Source organism: Pelagibacterium sp. H642 (assembly GCF_031202855.1).
In the GTDB taxonomy this organism is placed as follows: domain Bacteria; phylum Pseudomonadota; class Alphaproteobacteria; order Rhizobiales; family Devosiaceae; genus Pelagibacterium.
This window is the reverse complement of the sequence record NZ_CP101829.1, coordinates 1,275,502-1,294,219: the sequence shown is the minus strand read 5'-3', so window position 1 is coordinate 1,294,219 and position 18,718 is coordinate 1,275,502. Positions and strand designations below refer to the sequence as shown.

Below are 18,718 nucleotides of genomic sequence, written 5' to 3'. Positions count from 1 at the left end.
AATGGATGCTGCCCGATCTGGCATAGGAGTTGCGGAACGGGGTTCAATTGTGGAGGAGAATTTATGCTGAAGCACATCGCGCTCGGCAGCCTTGCAGGCTGCGCACTGTTCATCTCGAGCATCGCCTACGGACAGGAATATCCCGTCCACCTGATCTCGGAGGTCATGGAGGCCAATCCGCGTGTAACTACTCTGGCCATCGATTTCGGCCAGCCCCTACCCCTCATGACGAACCTGAAAAATGCCTTCGAGGTATCGGCGGAGCTCGACGCGGTTCAGTCGTATTCGGGTCAGACGCTGGGCAACAGCGGGGTGCCGGCAGCGCCGCGGACGATCCTGCGGGCTTATACCAACGACGAACCTGTCGCTGGCGCGCCGCGTCCGGGCAACTATGTAATACTGGAGCTCGACAGCGCAGACCACAATGCATCGTCCTGGTATCTGGGCTTCAATCCATCGTTCAGGCAGATCCTGCCCTATGACGATACGATGACCTACACCGTCGACCTTCTGCACGATCTTCCGGCCGTGAGCGAGGACTCCTCGCCCACCGAACCGGCATCCCAGTCGGAAACGATTTCCGCCAGTGCGGAATTCGTTGTCGAGGGACATTCGATCGCCGTCGTCGACGAGTTCGTGCAGGGCGTGTTTGAGTTGCCGGAGAACCAGGACATCACGGAAATCTCCTACAATTTCTATTCGCCCGATCTCGAGGACGGCGCGCAGGCACCGCTTGTCATCTTCCTGCACGGATCGGGGCAGAGCCACGACACCAATCACTTCCCTGACGATATCACTGCCGACACCCTCTCTCCGATTCTCGCCAACCAGGGCGGCGTTACCTGGATCGAGAACGCTCCCGAGACGGCGTTCGTGCTGGCTCCGCAGGCGCCCGCGCGCGACTTCCGGGATGAGAACGACCTTGGAGGTTGGAGCTCCGCCGAAACGCAGCAACTTCTCAATGGGTTGATTGATGAGATCATCGCGGACAACCCTGGGATCGACACCGATCGCATTTATCTCACCGGTCTTTCGATGGGAGCGATGGGGAGCTGGACGCTTCTGACCAACGAAGATCCCTCCATCGCCGATCGCTTCGCGGCGGCCGTCCTGATGAACGGGCGGCACTCTCAGCTTGACGAAGATGGATCGAGCGATCTCCTCGCTAATCTTTCGGTTCCTCTTTGGCTGATGCACGCCGACACCGATCCCGTCGTTGATGTCGAAGGTTCGCGTGACCCTTTCGCGCGGCTCACCGGAAGCGAGGTTAGCGAGGACGGCATAACGCCGGACTCGTCGGTGAACGTTGACGATGATGAGTTGGCCATCACCTATATTGGAGAAAGCGAAACGTCGGGTGATGAAGTCCGATATACGGAGTATCGGTTCGGGGACGGGAGCAACATGCTGTCTTTGGGCATGGTGACGCTGAATGGCCATTTCTCTTGGGAAACTTCCTTCAAGGACCAGGAAATGATCGAATGGCTGTTCGATCAGGCCAAAAGCGAATAGCGCTCCAAGCGCCCGGCCTCCCCGCCGGGCGCACATTTTTCCGACCATCCGGCGCGGGTTGCATCTGACGAACGACCCAAGATAGAGCTAGGAGCAACGACGGCTCTCCGGAGACAGCGCGGTGCTCAACAACGTCTCACTATCGGCACTCAAGGCGTTTGAAGCCGCGGGGAGGTTGGGGTCTTTTCGAGACGCGGCAGCCGAACTCAATCTCTCGTCCAGCGCGGTCAGTCATGCCATATACGGTCTGGAAAAGTCTCTAGGAGTAAGCCTTTTCGAGCGGCAGCACCGCTCAGTTCACCTGACCCAAGACGGCCGCATTCTGATGCGGCATGCCACGGCGGCGTTCGCAGAGCTCCGATCGGGCCTTGAGCGTGTAACCTCACTCCGTCAAGGTCTTTTGCGCATCCATTGCGCGCCGAGCTTTGCAACCCAAGTAATATCGCCTCGCCTTCCGAGTTTCCTACAGGATCATCCCGATATCGAGGTCAAGATTGCCGCCAGCACGGATTACACGCGATTTCCCGATGGCGAGTTCGATGCCGACATCGTCTACGGAGCTCCGCGCGGGGAAGGCGTCGCCATCGTGCCTTTGGGCGAGGAGCGCCTGACCCCTCTTTGTCGCCCGGAAATCGCAGCGAGGATCCGTGAGCCCGAAGATTTGCGCAAGCACACTCTGATCCGAAGCGACCTCAAGCGGTTCCAGTGGAGCGATTGGTTCGAGCAGAACAACATTCTGCATCCCCCATCACCGGGTATGAGCTTCGATCGTAGCTTCATGGCCATTGCCGCGGCCGCGAACGGACTTGGTATCGCGCTCGAGTCCACTCGGCTTGCGGATCCGGAGCTCAGGCGCGGCGCACTTGTAACGCCGCTTTTCGCTCGCCACCAATCGATCTCGTATACCGGTCACTTCCTGGTTTACCCGAAAGTAGGAGCGCAGCGGCAGTTGGTGCGACGCTTCTCCGAATGGCTACTGGACCAGCTGCGACAACTTGATAGTTGTTTAGAAAAGCTAACAAGCTTGTAAATTTTTCGAACGATACACTCCCTCCTGGTTGAGCTAGGCTCATCGAAACAGCTCACTAACTTGGGAGGGGACATGGGCGGTCTAGTTGCACAGTCGCGCTCAAATACCAGCCTCAGACGGCATGCCTGGAACATCCGTCGCAACGCCCTGCTGATGGGCGAGGTGCAGGGTCAGGGCTATATCGGCCAAGCGCTTGGTATAGCCGACGTGCTCGCGGTATCGTATTTCCACGCTCTTGAATACAAGGCTTCGGATCCGGAGTGGGAAGGGCGGGATCGCTTCCTTCTGTCCATAGGTCACTACGCCATCGCACTTTATGCGGCGCTGATCGAGGCGGGAATTCTTCCCGAAGACGAACTGCCCACCTACGGCATGGACGACAGTCGTATGCCGATGTCGGGGATGGCTTCCTACACGCCCGGCATGGAGATAACGGGCGGCTCTCTCGGCCATGGTCTCGGGATCGCCGTCGGTATGGCACTTGGGCTCAAAAGGAAGGCCTCGAAAGCCTTCGTCTACAACCTGATGTCCGATGGCGAACTCGGGGAAGGCTCGACCTGGGAAGCCGCCATGGGAGCCGCCCACCACCGGTTGAGCAATCTCATCTGCCTGATCGATTTCAACAACCAACAGGCTGACGGGCGATCCACTGAGATGTTGAGCGCCGAGCCTCTTGTTGAGAAGTGGCAGGCATTCGGCTGGCACTGTCAGAGGGTTGATGGCAACGACATCGATGCCGTAGCGGCAGCTTTCGACGCCGCTCGAGAGCATCAGGGTGCACAGCCCCGGGCAATCATCTTCGACACCAAGATGTGCAAGGGCGTGCCTTTTCTCGAGGAACGGGAAATCACCCATTTCGTGCGCGTAGAAGCAGACGAATGGGCTAGGGCCCTAGCCGTTTTGGAAGAGGAGAAGCCGCAATGACCACGGCATCAATGGCCCGCAAATACGAGCGGCGCAGCCCGGCTGCCGTCGGCGAGCGGGTCGCCACATCGGCGATGATCGCCTCCCTAGCCGCGGAGGGCTACGAAACCGAAGCGGCACCCTTCGGAAACGCTCTGGTCGATCTTGCTCGGCAGCGACCGGAAATCGTCGGACTATCCGCCGACCTCGCGAAGTATACCGACCTCCACGTTTTCGCAAACGCGATGCCCGATCGCTTCTACCAGATGGGCATGGCCGAACAGCTTCTGGTGTCTGCAGCGGCGGGCCTTTCGCGCGAAGGCTTCCTGCCCTTCGCCACCACTTACGCCGTTTTCGCCTCGCGGCGGGCATATGACTTCATAGCGATGGCGATTGCCGAAGAAAATCTGCCCGTAAAACTGTGCTGCGCCCTGCCTGGTCTCACCACCGGCTACGGGCCGAGCCATCAAGCCACCGAGGATCTGGCGATATTCCGCGGCCTCCCAAACATGACCTTAATCGACCCTTGCGACGCCGTCGATGTCCGCCAATCGGTGAAGGCAATCGCCGACCACCCCGGACCGGTCTATTCCCGATTGCTTCGCGGCAAGGTGCCCGTTGTGCTGTCGCGCTACAAGCCCGACTACCAATTCGAGATTGGAAAAGCCCAACTCATTCGTGACGGGCGCGACGTGCTTGTCATTTCGTCGGGCATCATGACCATGAGGGCCCTGGATGCCGCCGAGCAGTTGTCGGCAGACGGCGTCGACGTCGCGGTGCTCCATTCGCCCACAATCAAGCCACTCGATCGCAAGACGATTCTTTCTGAAGTCGCAAGAGGAGGCAGGTTGGTCGTCACGGCGGAAAACCATACCGTCGTCGGCGGATTGGGCGAAGCTGTCGCCAGCACATTGCTCATGGCCGGTCAAAATCCACAGTTCAAGATGATCGGTCTTCCCGACGAATTCCTGGAAGCAGGGGCGCTGCCGACGCTGCACGACATGTATGGCATTTCCACCCGAAAGGTCGTCGAGCAGATCAAGGGCTGGCTCTAGGCGGCCGACAGGAAACCTGACAATCAGAAGGAATAAACAGTGTCACTTCTCAATGGCCGATTTGCCGTAGTTACCGGCGCAGCATCCCCACGTGGTCTGGGTAAAGCGATGGCCGAACTTTTCGTCGAGCATGGAGCTACGGTTGCCATTCTCGATCTTGATCAAGGTGCCGCCGAAAGCGCCGCCGCGGATCTCGGCGAGGGCCATCTCGGGCTGGCATGCGACGTCACGGACAAGGCTGCCTGCCTGGCCGCGGTCGACTATCTCCGCGGCAAATGGGGCCGTTTGGATGTGCTGGTCAACAATGCCGGCATTACTCAACCGCTCAAGACAATGGATATTTCCCCGGAGAATTATGACGCGGTTCTCGACGTTAATCTGCGGGGAACGCTCTACATGAGCCAAGCGGTGATCCCGCTGATGCGCGAGCAGAAGCATGGAAGCATCGTCAATCTCAGCTCCGTATCGGCTCAACGCGGTGGCGGCATCTTCGGCGGCCCGCACTATTCGGCTGCCAAGGCCGGAATTCTCGGCCTTACCAAGGCCATGGCGCGAGAGTTGGCGCCGGACAACGTCCGCGTCAATGCGATATGCCCCGGCTTTATAGCCACCGACATCACTGCGGGCAAACTCACGCAGGAAATGTCGAACGCCATAGTGGACGGCATCCCGATGGGCCGTCCGGGGCAAGCCAGCGACGTCGCTGGCTGCGCCCTCTTCCTGGCGTCCGAACTTTCGGCGTACTGCACGGGAACCGAACTCGACGTCAACGGCGGTTCCTTAATTCACTGACGAACGAGGTCTTAACCAGGGAGGAAAATCCAATGAGACTCTCACTAGTAGCGGCGCTTCTGGCAAGCGTTGCCGTCTCTCAGGTGGCAAACGCCGCCGACATCACGCTCGCTCATGGCGAGAACCCGGGAAATCCGCGTTACCTAGCGGCCGAACGCTTCGCAGAACTCGTTGAGCAATGCACCGAAAGTGGCATAACGGTCACGGTCGCGCCGTCGGCGACCATGGGCGATGACGTCGAAATGCTGACTTCCACGGTGGCGGGCGTCATAAACATCACCGCCAACAGCCAGGGTGCATTCGCCCAGATCGTTCCGGAAGCCGGCGCCATCGGCCTGCCGTTCCTGTTCGACGATGTCCAGACCGCGTGGGAAGTCTTGGACGGACAAGCAGGCGAGCTGCTCGACGCACGGGCCCAAGAAAACGGCCTTAAGCTTCTTGCAATGTGGGACAATGGTATCCGTCATATCAGCCACGTCTCCAAGGCAGTTCCGACACCGGCAGATCTCCAGGGCATGCAAATTCGGACACCGCCCGATGAAATGTCGATCGCGATCTTCGAGGCGCTTGGTGCGTCGCCGGCTCCCCTCGCTTTTTCGGAGCTGCCATCGGCTCTGCAGTCGGGAGTATTCGATGGCCAAGAGAACCCGCTGACCAACATTTATTCCGCCGGTTTGCACAACATCACTCCTTACATCACGCTGACCGGGCACCAGTATCAGAGCACGCCGGTGGTTGCCGGACTTGGCTGGTGGGAGTCACTGGATGCCGCTTCGCAGGAGTGCGTCCAAGGAGCCGCGCAGGACGCGGGCGCGTATCAGCGTGACCTGTCCTTCGAAGCGAACAATTCGCTTCAGGCCACCATGGAAGAAGAAGGGACAACCTTTACGGAAGTCGAAGATCGGCAGGCATTCGTAGATGCAACCGCTTCGGTCTACGACACCTATGCCGAGCGCTTCCCGAACTTCGTACCCGCTCTTCTGGAAGCGGCGGAACGATAAATGAGACCGGCTTGGCCCGACGCCCAAGCATGGCCGACGAAGGGGGATACCCCCTTCGTCGTCATCCTCAAGTCAGCGATAGCGGTGCTTGACTACAGCGGGCGGATCATCGGCATTGCATCTCTGACCACGATGTTCGTTGCGCTACTCGTCAATGTGGTGCTCCGATATGCTTTCGGATCCGGATTGGCGTGGGCCTATGAAATTCACCTCCTGTTGTTACCTTGGCTGGTGGGCGCCGGCGTCGTGGTCGCATCGGCACAAGGCAGCCAAATTGCCATCACGCTGCTCTATGATCTGATCGGACCCCGATTGGGCCGCTGGCTTCTGCTGTTCATTCAAATCGCCATGGTGGCAATCTCCATCTCGATCCTGTGGACGAGTTCACCCATTCTCCGAGCAGCGGGATTTCAACGCCTGTCGACGCTGGGGATCACTCAGGTCTGGGGATATGCGAGTCTGATCTATGCCTTCGCAGGCATGGGTTTGATCGCCTTTCTGGATGCCGTGCGTCTCCTGGTGCAAAGGCCCATCGTTCCATCTGCCTAGACAGGTTCGATCCTCCGCGAGGTTACGACAATGACACCTATCATGATCTGGGTCTTTCTGGGTCTCATGGCGCTTGCTGTTCCGGTCGGTTTCGCCCTCACCGGCGGCGCTGCGGTCGCGCTCCTCTTGGAGGGGCGGCCTCTTTCAGTGATGTTGCAGCGGCTATATGCGCCCACGCAGAGCTTTCCCATGCTGGCTATTCCCTTCTTCATTTGGGCCGGCAGCCTCATGATGTCGGGACGGTTCGGAACTCTTTTGGTGGACATGGCTCGGCTCGCCGTCGGTCGATTCAAGGGCGGGCTTGGCCATGTATCCATTCTTGGATCCGTTATGTTCGGTGGCGTCTCCGGCTCTGCGGTGGCCGATGCAACGGCAATGGGCAACGCTCTGATCCCCGTCCAGGTCAAGCAGGGCTATCCTAAGGGCTTTGCCGCCGCGATAAATGCATCCTCTTCAACGATCTCGGTGCTCATACCGCCTTCGATTCCACTCATCCTGTATGGGCTTGTTGCCAGCGTTTCGATCGTCGATCTTTTCATCGCCGGCATTCTCCCCGGGGTTTTGCTCGGCGTCGGCATGGTGCTGGCGGTCATGTGGGTGTCCTGGCGGAAGGATCTGCCGCGATCCCCCCTTGCGGGTGGATTCAAGGCGTTCCGCAGTCAGGCTCTGATCGCCCTGCCGGCCCTGCTGATGCCAGTCTTTATCGTTGCCACGTTGCGCTTTGGCGTGGCCACGCCGACCGAAGTTAGCGTGATGGCTGTCGCTTATGCGCTTCTGGTAAGCGGTTTTATTTATCGCGACCTGACATGGCGCGGGCTCTGGTTCTCGGCAATCGAGACCGTCGTCATGACGGGTGCCGTCATGCTGATCATCATGGCGTCCTCGATCACGCAATGGATTTTGACCGCCGAGGCGGTTCCCCAGAATCTGGCGCTCTGGATGACATCCGCGTTTTCCGAGCCCTGGATGGTCATTCTGGCGCTCAACGTGGTTATGCTCGTCGTCGGCGCATTCCTGGACCTTCCCGCGGCAGTCTTGCTGCTCGGCCCCATATTTGTCGCGATCGGTCAGGCCATCGGATTGGATCCGGTTCAACTGGGCCTCATGATGGTGGTGAATTTGTCCATCGGGCTCTACACTCCACCCGTTGGCACCACTCTCTTCATATCGGCCGCCATTGCCAAGACCGGGATCTTCGATGTCATGCGTTCATTGATCCCGTTCTATCTGGCAGCGTTGGGTGTCCTGCTCCTGATTTCGTACGTGCCGCAACTAACGATATATTAGGTGCGTTCCGGAAAGAGGTTCGGCGCTTTGATAAAGCTGCATCCGAGCCCCGAGAGCGCCGCCCGAGCTTCATATTCATGAACGCGAGCGGCGCGGGTTACCCAGTCGGAGAATTTTTCAACGATCTCGCGATCGAGGTGACCATCCGGACACACGACGTGATAGGCGGCGAATTCAATGACTGGATAGTCGGGCGCTAGGGGCACAAGTTCGCCGCGCTGGATTTCCGGGAGACACAGCGCCACGCTGTCGAGGGCAACACCGCCCCCCTGTTTGGCAAGCTCAATCGACATGGAGGAGCGGTCGAACCGGAACGGATAAGAGAGCGAAGGGATGTCTATATCGTTTTGGGCAAGCCACAGATCCCATCGATATAGCGCCTTCACACTATCGATGAGCCGAGCCGCCTTGATCTGACCCACGGCGTCCTGGGACGACTGCCGCAATTCCTCCAAATACGCAGGGCTGCAAAGCGGCAACACCATATCGTGCATTACTCGCTTTTCGCTTAATCCGACCCAGCCGCCGAAACCGTATCGCAGGTCTAGGTCGATTTTTTCTGTTTCGAAATCTGTGAAGTCCGGTGTCGCGTCAACCCTGACATTCCACCCGGGATTATCGGCAATGAAACTGCCTATCCTCGAGGCGAGCCAGCGAACACCGAAGCTCGGGCTTACGCGCAGGGACATCGCGCGCACCTCTCTCTGCTGCAGGATAGCGCTCTTCGCGTTCCTAAGCGCGCGGAAAGCTTGAGTGGCCGTTTTGAAGAATCTGTCCCCGTCAAGGGTCAGAACCAGCCGTTTCTTCTCGCGGCGGAAAAGTCTCACCCCAAGCTGTTGTTCTAAAATGGTCAATTGCTGACTGACTGCCGATGCCGAGACGCCCAGTTCGTAAGCAGCTTTGGTAACCGTGCCCAGGCGGGCAACAGCTTCGAAGTACTCGGTGGCCTTGATGTTAATATCGCGCATGCTTGGTCTTCCCTAGTCGAAACCTGCATAACATGCTGGGGCAGGCAAGGTCCGACTTTCTGGATAATGCACAGTCGGGCCATTCGCCTCATGCGCGGCCTTAGATGCAGGGGCATACTCATCTGGGGCCCGAGATCCGATCTGGAACGTGCCCTGCGTGTCGGCTTTCCTGATCATCGCACAGGTGCGCGGGTCCTCGGCCGGAATGGCCGCAAGGTCGAGCGTGATCCCCTTATAATCGGCAATATCGAGGCACCCATGAGCTGACGGACAAGGTCGAGGGTTAGTGATCGCCGAACTTCAAGATTGAGATTGAGGTCTTTGACATGGCCTCTCAACGCCCTCCTCAAACCATGACCAGATCTGAGCCGAGATGGTCTTGATCAGGTCTTCGGTCAGCCCCAGGGTCTTGCCGACATCGCGCCGCGCCCCCAGGCCACCGAGAACCTCAAGGGTACAGCGCTGGCCATTGAGATCGCCAGAGACATGAGGGCCAAAATCGTTGCCGTCACGAGGCTGACGGCTTCGTATAACTGCGCCGGGGCACCTGTGTCCGTTATGCGCCCCCATATTGGTCATACCGCGCCGGATGGCGTGCTGCCGAAATCTGACATCCATTAGCGTAGCCTATAGGCCGACTCTGGAAAGCAGTAAGCAGCGAACGTGGCAAGAAGCATGTTTGCAAGGGTGCATTTTACTTGATTTCCTTGGCGGGTATAATCCGCTAGGGTAGACGATGGCGTTGGGGGAATGCTCCAGCGCCGAGAGGGGCCAATGGTACAAAGTTCGACTCAGCTTTCGGCGATGACGCGCCTCTTTTCGTCGGCCGTGTTTCGCGAAATGGCAAAGAAAGGCCGGTCGCCACTCTTCGCCCGTCTCTTCGCCTTAACCGATATTGCTGATAGCTGCGCCGACGACGCGACAGTGGGCGACGCGTACGACGCGACCTTCGATGTCCTGAAGACGGCCGGCCGCCGCGACGAATATATCTACCGCTCGGCGCTCACGCACAACGTCCTCATGGGCACGCATTCGCTTAACACCGCCTGCATGCTGACCGAGTTTCGCGCGGGCGCCTGTAAGGCCGACCTCGCCATTCTGAACGGCACCGCGACCGTTTATGAGATCAAGTCTGAACGCGACACGCTCGCACGGCTCGCGAATCAAGTCGATAATTACAAGCAGGTCTTCGCCAAGGTCTATGTGATCGCGAGTGAAGGCCATGTCACAGGCGTGCTCAACACCGTCCCAGCCGATGTCGGCGTAATGATGCTGGCATCGCGCTACCGCATTACGACGGTGCGCGAGGCCGCGGATCGGCCCGACCGTATTTGCCCGACGACGGTATTCGAGTCGCTGCGCTCGGCGGAGGCGGTGGCGATTCTGAAGCGCCTAAAGATCGCGGTGCCCGACGTCCCCAACACGCAGCGCCATGCGGCCATGCGCGCCATCTTCGCGCAGCTCGATCCGACCGCCGTTCACAAAGCAATGGTGACCACCTTGAAGCGCACCCGCGACCTCGCGCCGCTCAGCAAACTTGTCGACCATCTGCCGCGCTCGCTCCACGCCGCAGCGCTCTCGGTCCAAGTCCGGCGCGCCGATCATGTTCGGATCGTCGAAGCAGTCTCCACCCCGCTCAGTGCGGCGATGGCCTGGGCCTGACTGCCGCATGTATTACCCCTATTTCCGAGGCAAGCAGTTCGAGCTGATCACGATCCGAGAGATGGCGCCGCTGATGGCGGAGTCCGGCTTCGTGCCGATCATCGAGCCCGTTCGTGAGGCGCTCAAAGGACTCGAGCGCGCGCTCACTGAGATCTGCAAGGCCGAGGGCAAGGCGATCGTCATCGTCAACCCGTTCCACGGCGACCATGCAGAAGACGGGGTCAGCATTTCGGCGCTGCTTGAAAAAGGCTTTCTCGACAAGGGCGGCATCACGGCCGGCATCCTGCTCCAGAACGACATGGACACCGGCGACGCGCTGGCGTGCTATGAGAAGCACAAGGCACATAGCCCAACCTTCATCCACGCCGGTTTTACGGAGGCGAAGGCACTCGCCGAAATGCTCGGCGAAGGGCTGGCCGATTCTAGCCATGTCTTCTTCGAGAAGCATTGCCACAAGCTCTACCGCAAGCATTTCAAGGGCGCGGCGAAGCGCGTGCTGCTGCGCGACGGCTTCAAGCGGCGCCGTAACGCCGACCACCCGACAGTCGAGCTCTTTTCCGATCTCCATGTCACCTATGAAGAAGAGGATATGAATGGGTTCGGCGACTTCCTGATTGTGGGCGACGAGTATACCGAGGGTGGCGGTCCGGCCTATGCGGTCGCGATACACCTGACCTTCATCGATCCCGAGGAGGACGAGGTGATGTATATCTATCACTTCGTCTCGACGACAAAGGACACGCCCACGGATCCTGCCGGCAAGTTCGCGCAGGCGCTCAATAAGCTGATAAAGAAACTCGACAGTGGCACGTCCAACCTGTTCGAGAGCAGCGCGATCAAGGAGTTTCGTGATCTTCACAAGAAAGGCCATTTTCCTGGACTCGGCTACGTGAAGAAGCTGTCTATGAACCACCATATCGAGACGCTGGCAGACTTTCTGATTTAATCCGATGGCTAAGTTGTGCTGCCACGCCTGTTTCGGGGACCGGGGACTTCGCCGCGATATCATCCCGACGCTCAGCGCCGGCAATGGCGATTGCGGTTATTGCGCGACCGCCGGCGTGCCGCTCGTCGAGCCAGTCGCGCTGCGCGACGTCTTCGAGCTACTCATCAGCGTCTATGAACCCAATCCGGCCGGCCAGACGCTGGTTGACTGGCTCAAAGCCGATTGGAACCTCTTCAGCCATCCGGCAATGGACGTCGCCCATGCCAAGGAATTGCTGGGCGACATCCTCGATGATGGCGATATCGTCCGGAAGAGGTTCTCCCCGTCGGTCGCCTACCACAGCGAGGCGCTCGCGCGCTGGGAGACACTGCGCGACGAGTTGATGTGGAAGAACCGCTACTTTCTCGACGAAGTGCTCGATACTGACCGCCTGCGCGAGTTGCTCGGTCATCTCCCGGCCGACGATATGCCGGCGACCTGGTATCGCGCCCGCATCCTCGACGGCGACGAACCATTTCCGATCGGCGAGATGGGAGCGCCGCCCGCCCGCAAGGCGACCCATGGGCGGGCGAATCCGGCGGGCATCCCCTACCTCTATCTGGGTTCGCTGCCGGCGACGGCCGCTGCCGAGGTCCGGCCGCATACTGGTGAGGTCGCGTGCGTCGCCGACTTCACCGTGGCGCCGCCGATCAACGCAGTCGACCTGCGCAATCCGCGCGGACTGGTCTCGCCGTTCCTACTCGCCGACGCTCTCGCGATCGGACAGCTGCGCGCCGACATCGCCTTTCTGGAGCGGCTCGGCGACGAACTCACCCGGCCCGTCCTGCCGAGTGGGGCCGCGATCGACTATATCCCGAGCCAATATCTGTGCGAGTTCATTAAGAAGGTCGGCTATGATGGCGTCGTCTATCGCAGCTCGGTGAGCGAGGGGATCAACCTCGCCTTGTTCGACGCCGCCAAGGCCATACCGGGCGAGGTCTTGCTCTACAACATCACCAAGGTGAGCGTGGAAGTCGGCGCTGCCTGATCACGGTGTGGATATCGAGGATGCTTTGCTTCTGACTGAACGGACCGAAATATGACCCTGAAGCGGTCATTCGACCATAAAGGATGACCGCTTCGTGTAGCTAGTTCTTCGTTCACGATATCCGCAATGGGGAAAGCGGAAGGGCAGCTTTGAATCAAGACAGGGCATTAGGCAGACACGATCGCTTACATCAAAACAGTGCATTCTGCGCGGACGAGCGAACGGCCTTGGTCAAGAGATCGAGGGATGCTACCGGAAGACCCGCGACGATCCAGTTCAATTCGACATCGATCCGTGTTTGTGGAGCGAGTTCGACTAGCCGCCCGGCAGCAATGTGAGGTTCAGCCAACTGGACCGGCTGCATGCCCCAAGCCAGTCCCGCAATCGCCAGATCAATGAAGGCATGCGTCGATGCGACAGAGTACGACGGGGCGTCCAGCTCGATGTCGAGTACTTCTCTTGCCCATCTCGCTTGAAGTCCGTCCCGCGGATCGAAGCGCAGGCAAGGGGCTTCCGCCAGTTCTGCGGCGGTCATATTGTTTGGGAAGAAGCGGGCGACGAAGCCGGGGCTCGCGCAGGCAGCATAGCGCAGGGAACCGAGCGGGATAGTGCGACATCCCTGTACAGGGCCTGCATCGGCTGTGACGGCGGCCACCACTTCACCCGAGCGAAGGCGATCGGCAGTGTGAGCCTCATCGTCCAGTGTTAGCTCAAGCGGAATGCCGGCCGTATGTCCGAATGTCCTCGCTGCCTCAAGAAACCATGTGGCGAGGCTATCTGCGTTGACTGCAATCTTCAAAGGGGCTCGTGAAGGATCCGGCCCTTTACGGATTGCGAGATCAGTTTCGAGCAGACGCACACGGTCAAAGTGGGCGCAAAGCTTTCGTCCAAGCTCTGTAGGGTGACAGGGTTGCCCCCTGATGATCAGTATCGCTCCCAAGCGTTCTTCGAAGCCGCGAACGCGTTGCGAGACAGCGGATGGCGTAATGCCAAGTGAGAGCGCGGCACGCTCAAACGTGCCTTCCCGGATGACAGCGGCCACGGCCGCGAGGGCGGGATAATCCAGCATGAATGAAGCATTGCTTCATCTAGCGTAGCAAAACAAGTTTTACTTCGTTGCAGCGTTGGGGCATCAGCCGTCGCATGACCATCTCTGTAGCTCCATTCATTTCCGGTTTTGCCCTTTCCGCAGCGCTGATCATGGCGATCGGCGCGCAAAATCTCTTTGTGCTGCGCCAAGGGCTGAAAGGAGAGCATGTCGGGGCAATTGTACTGTTCTTTGGCCTTTCCGACGCTCTGCTGATCGCAGCAGGCGTCAGCGGCGTGGGGGCCATCCTGTCTGCTATCCCCAAGCTGGCAACGATCCTGACGACTGGGGGCGCTCTCTTCCTGGCGTGGTACGGTATAACTGCGCTTCGGCGGGTGACCGCTGTAAACGCTCTGTCGGTGACGGCCACAGCTGGAGGGCTCTCGCTTGGCCGCGTCATGCTCACGGGAGCGGCGTTTACCTTTCTCAATCCCCACGTCTATCTCGATACGGTCCTCCTGATGGGAACGGCGGCCTCGACGCATCCGAGCGTTTCGCGGCCGGTGTTTGCACTCGGCGCAGTGACAGCAAGTTTCGTATGGTTCGCTACGCTAGGCTACGGCGCTCGACTGCTTCAGCCGGTCTTCACCCGCCCATTCGCCTGGCGATTTCTCGATGCCGTTGTCGGCATCGTCATGCTAGGCCTTTCAGCGTCACTTCTGATCCGCGCATTCAATGGCTAACTGACCATGACCGTTCATGACTTGCTGCTAGTCTATGCCGCATACGTTTTCGCCGTTGCGAGCCCTGGCACGAGCAACATGGCGATCATGAACGCAGCGATGCGCCACGGCCGTCACTCCGGTCTGGCCTTGCCGCCGGTGTCGTCACCATGTCAATCATCTGGGGAACGATTGCAGCTACTGGTGTTTCAGCTCTTCTTACCACCTACGCGCATGCGATGACGGTCCTGAAGGTGGCGGGAGCGCTCTACCTGTTGTGGCTCGCCTGGAAGGCGGCACGATCGGCCGCCACCCGGGACGAGGAGTGGGATCAAACGGTGGTGGCCGCGCCGAATGCGTGGATATTCTACCGTCGAGGCGTGCTCATGCATGTCGGAAACCCGAAGGCTGTGCTCGCCTGGCTGGCGATCATGTCCCTTGGGGTTCGCTCCGATGCTACCCCTGGCACTGTTGCTGTCGCCCTTGTCGGCTGCATCATCCTCGGCATCGTTATCTTTTCGGGCTACGCGCTGCTGTTCTCAACGGCTCCGATGGTGAAGGCGTATGCCAGGGCAAGACGTTGGTTCGAAGGCGTGCTTGCCGTGTTCTTCGCAGGGGCAGGCGTCCAGCTGCTCTTCTCCAGATAAACGTTCAAGAGGCCGTTATGCTCAGTTCGTCACCCTTTCACGGGCTTTCCGCTTTCCCGATCACGCCAACAGATAGGGATGGTCGCGTTGATACGGACATCTTGGCGCGATTGCTCGAACGGCTCTGCGAAGCAAAGGTGGATTCAATCGGTTTGCTCGGTTCGACGGGCATCTACGCGTATCTAACGCGCGACGAACGGCGGCGCGCGATCGAGGCGGCCGTGGAAAGTGTGCGAGGTCGAGCACCGCTCGTCGTCGGGGTGGGGGCTCTCCGCACGGACGAGGCGCAACATCTCGCACGGGATGCCGAGGTAGCCGGAGCCGATGCTTTGTTGATGGCCCCGGTCTCCTATACGCCGCTCACGCAGGACGAGGCATATGACCACTACCGGGCGGTCACGGAGGCCTCCGGTCTGCCGCTCTGCATCTACAACAATCCCGGCACCACCCATTTCGAATTCAGCCTAGACCTCTTGGCCCAGCTCTCCCGCCTGCCAAGGATCAAGGCGGTCAAAATGCCTTTGCCGTCCGATGACGACTTCGCGTCTGAGCTCGCAATTCTCCGGGACCGGACCGATCTCGCAATCGGCTATAGCGGGGATTGGGGCATGGCAGACGCCATGTTGGCTGGGGCGGACGCTTTTTATAGTGTTCTTGGCGGCACGCTACCTGGTCCGGTAATGGCGATGGTCAGAGCCGCGCAGGCCGGCGATGCCGACAGTGTGCGGAAGATCGACGCGTCCCTCGAACCACTGTGGGACACCTTCAAGACCTTTGGTAGCCTGCGGGTCATGTACGTGATGGTCGAGTTGATCGGGCTTGGGCGACTGGCGCCACCTCGGCCGATTCTTGCGCTCGAAGGAAAGCCCCGAGAAAAAGTGATGATGGCGGTAGAACCCCTGCTGGCGACCGGTTGACGTCAGTACAATTCTGCACGTTCGGCTCATTGCGGCTTTCGGGGCAGCCAGGAACCCTTTGAATGGCCGGAATGGTGAAGGTTTTCGCGTGCCGTCAGGCGTACGAAAGCCCCTCATGCAGGAACCCGCGCTCGGCAGGCTCTGGCTATGGGGTTTTATGTTTTGGGGCTGCCAGGGATTGAGCAGCTTAAGGAGCGTTTATTGGCCTGATCGGGTCGATGACGCTGCTTGCGGGCTGGACCGCAGAGCTTTTTGAGGCGTTCTGGTATGCGCTTGTCCGACTGGGAGCGATCGCCATTCACCCGTGCCGTTGCATGCACCATGATGCGGGAGACGGGGTCAATATACTCGCTTCATTGGAACCGGTTGCCGAAGACAGTCGCGAGCAAATTGCGATTCATTCTCTGACGCTGGCTGGAATAACCCCGACCACTCTTTACCCATCCGCGGGGAGACGAATGGCGGGATCATTCGCGAAAGAAGCTCTCCGGACGGCCGTAAAGGGAGCGAAGCCGCCGCTGATTGATGGCTGGCAAGTCACGCAGCTGATAGCGTCGAGAGGATAATCGGCCCCCGCCCCAAATTTAGAACGCGGTGTTTCTGTACAACCATTCTGTACAACTCCGGCAGCGGCAAAGGTCCGGATGGTGGCTTCCTAAAGCGTTTCCGCCGGTATCAAGAGGAAGTGGCGGAGAGAGAGGGATTCGAACCCTCGAGACGGTTCCCCGCCTACACACTTTCCAGGCGTGCGCCTTCGACCACTCGGCCATCTCTCCGTGTGCGTGCCCGATTATCCGTCTTTGCCCGCGCTGCCAAGGGGCCAAGTGCAAAAAGCTGCAAAAATCTCTGGTTTGCCGGATCGTTTTCATCGTCGACGCGTTGCGCCTTGGCAATTAAGCAAGACTCGTAAAACCCGTTGTGCGCCGCCGGGCGGGGCATGCTAGAAAGATGGGCCGGTTGAGGCCGAGGATATAAGTGATGCGTGTGGTGATGAGAATTCTGGCGGCTGCGTTTCTGGCCTTGGCGCTGGTGCTGCTGGTGGCCGATGGCACAGCCATGCTCGCGGCGAATGCCTTTATCGCCACCCCACTCGCCACCACCATCTCGAACCTGCTGCCTGGCACGCTCGAAACGTTTCAGTCCGCGATTCAAGAAAATGTGCATCCCTTGCTGTGGGAGCCTACGATCACCACATTGCTAGGGTGGCCCGGCTGGGTCGTAATCGGCGGCATCGGCTTGGTTCTGGCCGTTCTCGGGCGGTCGCGGTCGCGCCGTCGCATGGTCAGTATCGACCAGTTCTAAGCTTTCATGCAGTTGCGCCATCGGCCGGGCGCTCAAGCGTCATGGAGTTCGCGCATGATCTTTTCGCTGTTTTCCAAGCCCACCACCGTTCCCGCTTCCGGCGAAGCCTTGCCCGGGCGGAGTACGGAAATGGATGTGGCTGCCGACCATTTCGTATCGGGCCGTCCGCTCAAGGGCCCTTATCCTGCCGGCAGCGAGACGATCTATTTCGGTCTTGGCTGTTTCTGGGGCGCAGAGCGCCTATTCTGGCAGCTTCCAGGCGTCTATGTCACCGCGGTGGGATATCAGGGCGGGCTCACCCCCAATCCGAGCTATGAGGAAGTCTGCTCGGGCCGTACCGGTCATACCGAGGCGGTGATGGTGATTTACGAACCCGACAAGATCTCCATCGACACCCTGCTCAAGACATTCTGGGAGGAGCACGATCCCACCCAGGGCATGCGGCAGGGCAATGATATCGGAACGCAATATCGCTCGGCGATCTATACGACTACCGATGCCCAGGCCGAGGCGGTCCGGGCCAGCCGGGATCGCTATGCCCAAGGTCTAAAGGCTGCGGGCAGGGGCGAAATCACCACCGAGATCGCGCCAGCCGGACCGTTCTATTTCGCTGAGACCTATCACCAGCAATATCTGGCCAAAAATCCAAACGGCTATTGCGGGCTGCAGGGCACGGGCGTTTCCTGCCCCATGCCGGCGCGATAGCCTTGCCAGACGATGAAGGCCCGCCTTATCCTTCGGGCCTTCATATTTGAGGTGGAGGCACATATGTCTCGTTGGCTGCTTGCCGTGCTTGGACTGGCGATCGGAGGCGTGCTAGCTTCCTGCGCTACGCTGAGCGAAGAGCAGTGCCAGGCGGGCGACTGGCGGGCGATCGGGATGACTGACGGCGCCCAAGGCCGGCCCGCTGGCTATGTCTCCAATCACGTCGATGCGTGCGCCGAATATGGGATCGGGCTGGATCAGGCCCTTTACCAGGCTGGCCACGCCGAGGGGTTGCAGACCTATTGTCGGCTGGACGTCGCGGCGGAGGAAGGCCGGGACGGGGAGCGCTACTATGGCGTGTGCGAGGGCGATATGGGGCTCGCCTTTGCTCGCGTGCATGCGGCCGGCCAGGATATCTATGAGCTCGAAGCCGAACTCAATTCCATCGACAGCGAGATCAGCAGCCTCGTAAGGCGCCTCGGACAGGGCGGGCTCACCGAAGCCGAGGCCGCGCGCATCGCATCTGAAATCCGCTCGCTCGAGCGCGACGAGGATTCGCTGCGGCGCCAGATCCGGCTTGCCGAGAGCCGGCTGCGGGCGATCCAGCGGCAAGAGCAATTGCGCCTCGCCCAGACCGGAGCATGAAAAGGGCCCGATCGGGCCCTT

Annotated in this window: 19 protein-coding genes, 1 tRNA gene and 1 pseudogene; 17 read left to right on the top strand and 4 right to left on the bottom strand. The window is 59.7% G+C overall.

What is annotated here, in order from left to right; translation table 11 throughout:
* The first annotated feature begins 63 nt into the window (after positions 1-63).
* From NO934_RS06390 to NO934_RS06355, 8 genes are all read left to right on the top strand, one after another.
* Entirely contained in the window at positions 64-1,512 is a 1,449-nt protein-coding gene (locus NO934_RS06390) for a PHB depolymerase family esterase (RefSeq protein WP_309163002.1), read from the top strand.
* Between the two features lie 121 nt (positions 1,513-1,633).
* Complete coding sequence (locus NO934_RS06385) at positions 1,634-2,542, top strand: LysR substrate-binding domain-containing protein (RefSeq protein WP_309163001.1); 909 nt, start codon at positions 1,634-1,636, stop codon at positions 2,540-2,542.
* A 72-nt stretch (positions 2,543-2,614) separates the two neighbouring features.
* Positions 2,615-3,466, top strand: coding sequence for a transketolase (locus tag NO934_RS06380; RefSeq protein ID WP_309163000.1), 852 nt, complete (start codon positions 2,615-2,617; stop codon positions 3,464-3,466).
* Entirely contained in the window at positions 3,463-4,500 is a 1,038-nt protein-coding gene (locus tag NO934_RS06375; protein ID WP_375143277.1) for a transketolase family protein, read from the top strand. Before NO934_RS06380 ends, NO934_RS06375 begins: the two co-directional genes overlap by 4 nt.
* A gap of 39 nt (positions 4,501-4,539) precedes the next feature.
* The gene (locus tag NO934_RS06370; RefSeq protein ID WP_309162998.1) at positions 4,540-5,292 is read left to right on the top strand and encodes an SDR family NAD(P)-dependent oxidoreductase; all 753 of its coding nucleotides are present in this window, start codon (positions 4,540-4,542) and stop codon (positions 5,290-5,292) included.
* A 32-nt stretch (positions 5,293-5,324) separates the two neighbouring features.
* Positions 5,325-6,293 (top strand): TRAP transporter substrate-binding protein, encoded by a 969-nt coding sequence (locus NO934_RS06365; RefSeq protein ID WP_309162997.1) that lies wholly within the window; start codon positions 5,325-5,327, stop codon positions 6,291-6,293.
* Positions 6,294-6,842 (top strand): TRAP transporter small permease subunit, encoded by a 549-nt coding sequence (locus NO934_RS06360; protein WP_309162995.1) that lies wholly within the window; start codon positions 6,294-6,296, stop codon positions 6,840-6,842.
* Positions 6,843-6,872: 30 nt separating this feature from the next.
* Positions 6,873-8,129 carry a TRAP transporter large permease subunit gene (locus NO934_RS06355; protein WP_309162994.1) on the top strand — a complete coding sequence of 419 codons (1,257 nt, stop codon included), beginning with the start codon at positions 6,873-6,875 and terminating at the stop codon, positions 8,127-8,129.
* Here NO934_RS06355 and NO934_RS06350 read toward each other — a convergent pair.
* Both NO934_RS06350 and NO934_RS20620 read right to left on the bottom strand, forming a co-directional pair.
* Positions 8,126-9,097, bottom strand: coding sequence for a LysR family transcriptional regulator (locus NO934_RS06350; protein WP_309162993.1), 972 nt, complete (start codon positions 9,095-9,097; stop codon positions 8,126-8,128). The genes NO934_RS06355 and NO934_RS06350 overlap by 4 nt on opposite strands.
* 12 nt (positions 9,098-9,109) lie before the next feature.
* On the bottom strand, positions 9,110-9,304 hold the full coding sequence (locus tag NO934_RS20620; protein ID WP_375143293.1) for a hypothetical protein: 195 nt from the start codon (positions 9,302-9,304) through the stop codon (positions 9,110-9,112).
* Between the two features lie 567 nt (positions 9,305-9,871).
* Between NO934_RS20620 and NO934_RS06340 the strand changes: the two genes are divergently transcribed.
* Genes NO934_RS06340 through NO934_RS06330 form a run of 3 tightly spaced genes read left to right on the top strand, consistent with a single transcriptional unit; the run spans position 9,872 to position 12,732 of the window.
* Positions 9,872-10,759, top strand: a complete 888-nt coding sequence (locus NO934_RS06340; protein WP_309162992.1) for a sce7726 family protein — start codon at positions 9,872-9,874, stop codon at positions 10,757-10,759.
* Between the two features lie 7 nt (positions 10,760-10,766).
* The gene (locus NO934_RS06335; protein ID WP_309162991.1) at positions 10,767-11,705 is read left to right on the top strand and encodes a sce7725 family protein; all 939 of its coding nucleotides are present in this window, start codon (positions 10,767-10,769) and stop codon (positions 11,703-11,705) included.
* A 4-nt stretch (positions 11,706-11,709) separates the two neighbouring features.
* Positions 11,710-12,732 carry an RES family NAD+ phosphorylase gene (locus tag NO934_RS06330; RefSeq protein ID WP_309162989.1) on the top strand — a complete coding sequence of 341 codons (1,023 nt, stop codon included), beginning with the start codon at positions 11,710-11,712 and terminating at the stop codon, positions 12,730-12,732.
* Between the two features lie 190 nt (positions 12,733-12,922).
* On the opposite strand, the gene NO934_RS06325 is transcribed toward NO934_RS06330, so the two are convergent.
* Positions 12,923-13,801, bottom strand: a complete 879-nt coding sequence (locus NO934_RS06325) for a LysR family transcriptional regulator ArgP (protein ID WP_309162988.1) — start codon at positions 13,799-13,801, stop codon at positions 12,923-12,925.
* 74 nt (positions 13,802-13,875) lie between these two features.
* Here NO934_RS06325 and NO934_RS06320 point away from each other — a divergent pair, with 74 nt between their 5' ends.
* The 3 genes and pseudogenes from NO934_RS06320 (at position 13,876) to NO934_RS06310 (ending at position 16,045) form a co-directional block, all read left to right on the top strand.
* A complete protein-coding gene (locus NO934_RS06320) occupies positions 13,876-14,502 on the top strand; it encodes a LysE/ArgO family amino acid transporter (protein ID WP_309162987.1) in 627 nt (208 codons plus the stop codon).
* Between the two features lie 6 nt (positions 14,503-14,508).
* A pseudogene (locus tag NO934_RS06315) lies at positions 14,509-15,128 on the top strand (LysE family translocator).
* Positions 15,129-15,145: 17 nt separating this feature from the next.
* Positions 15,146-16,045 (top strand): dihydrodipicolinate synthase family protein, encoded by a 900-nt coding sequence (locus NO934_RS06310; protein ID WP_309162986.1) that lies wholly within the window; start codon positions 15,146-15,148, stop codon positions 16,043-16,045.
* 686 nt (positions 16,046-16,731) lie between these two features.
* Here the strand turns inward: NO934_RS06310 and NO934_RS06305 are convergent.
* Positions 16,732-16,821: transfer RNA gene (locus NO934_RS06305), tRNA-Ser, on the bottom strand.
* Positions 16,822-17,023: 202 nt separating this feature from the next.
* Here NO934_RS06305 and NO934_RS06300 point away from each other — a divergent pair.
* From NO934_RS06300 to NO934_RS06290, 3 genes are all read left to right on the top strand, one after another.
* Positions 17,024-17,347 (top strand): hypothetical protein, encoded by a 324-nt coding sequence (locus tag NO934_RS06300; RefSeq protein ID WP_309162985.1) that lies wholly within the window; start codon positions 17,024-17,026, stop codon positions 17,345-17,347.
* A gap of 54 nt (positions 17,348-17,401) precedes the next feature.
* Positions 17,402-18,052 (top strand): peptide-methionine (S)-S-oxide reductase MsrA, encoded by a 651-nt coding sequence (gene msrA, locus NO934_RS06295; RefSeq protein ID WP_309162984.1) that lies wholly within the window; start codon positions 17,402-17,404, stop codon positions 18,050-18,052.
* 63 nt (positions 18,053-18,115) lie between these two features.
* Entirely contained in the window at positions 18,116-18,697 is a 582-nt protein-coding gene (locus NO934_RS06290; RefSeq protein WP_309162982.1) for a DUF2799 domain-containing protein, read from the top strand.
* The last annotated feature ends 21 nt before the right edge of the window (positions 18,698-18,718 follow it).

Excerpts from the sequence above, each read along its gene's own strand:
- NO934_RS06390 (WP_309163002.1), top strand. The coding sequence starts at position 64 with ATGCTGAAGCACATCGCGCTCGGCAGCCTTGCAGGCTGCGCACTGTTC.
- NO934_RS06380 (WP_309163000.1), top strand. The coding sequence starts at position 2,615 with ATGGGCGGTCTAGTTGCACAGTCGCGCTCAAATACCAGCCTCAGACGG.
- NO934_RS06375 (WP_375143277.1), top strand. The coding sequence starts at position 3,463 with ATGACCACGGCATCAATGGCCCGCAAATACGAGCGGCGCAGCCCGGCT.
- NO934_RS06365 (WP_309162997.1), top strand. The coding sequence starts at position 5,325 with ATGAGACTCTCACTAGTAGCGGCGCTTCTGGCAAGCGTTGCCGTCTCT.
- NO934_RS06360 (WP_309162995.1), top strand. The coding sequence starts at position 6,294 with ATGAGACCGGCTTGGCCCGACGCCCAAGCATGGCCGACGAAGGGGGAT.
- NO934_RS06355 (WP_309162994.1), top strand. The coding sequence starts at position 6,873 with ATGACACCTATCATGATCTGGGTCTTTCTGGGTCTCATGGCGCTTGCT.
- NO934_RS06350 (WP_309162993.1), bottom strand. The coding sequence starts at position 9,097 with ATGCGCGATATTAACATCAAGGCCACCGAGTACTTCGAAGCTGTTGCC.
- NO934_RS06340 (WP_309162992.1), top strand. The coding sequence starts at position 9,872 with ATGGTACAAAGTTCGACTCAGCTTTCGGCGATGACGCGCCTCTTTTCG.
- NO934_RS06335 (WP_309162991.1), top strand. The coding sequence starts at position 10,767 with ATGTATTACCCCTATTTCCGAGGCAAGCAGTTCGAGCTGATCACGATC.
- NO934_RS06330 (WP_309162989.1), top strand. The coding sequence starts at position 11,710 with ATGGCTAAGTTGTGCTGCCACGCCTGTTTCGGGGACCGGGGACTTCGC.
- NO934_RS06325 (WP_309162988.1), bottom strand. The coding sequence starts at position 13,801 with ATGCTGGATTATCCCGCCCTCGCGGCCGTGGCCGCTGTCATCCGGGAA.
- NO934_RS06320 (WP_309162987.1), top strand. The coding sequence starts at position 13,876 with ATGACCATCTCTGTAGCTCCATTCATTTCCGGTTTTGCCCTTTCCGCA.
- NO934_RS06310 (WP_309162986.1), top strand. The coding sequence starts at position 15,146 with ATGCTCAGTTCGTCACCCTTTCACGGGCTTTCCGCTTTCCCGATCACG.
- NO934_RS06300 (WP_309162985.1), top strand. The coding sequence starts at position 17,024 with ATGCGTGTGGTGATGAGAATTCTGGCGGCTGCGTTTCTGGCCTTGGCG.
- msrA (WP_309162984.1), top strand. The coding sequence starts at position 17,402 with ATGATCTTTTCGCTGTTTTCCAAGCCCACCACCGTTCCCGCTTCCGGC.
- NO934_RS06290 (WP_309162982.1), top strand. The coding sequence starts at position 18,116 with ATGTCTCGTTGGCTGCTTGCCGTGCTTGGACTGGCGATCGGAGGCGTG.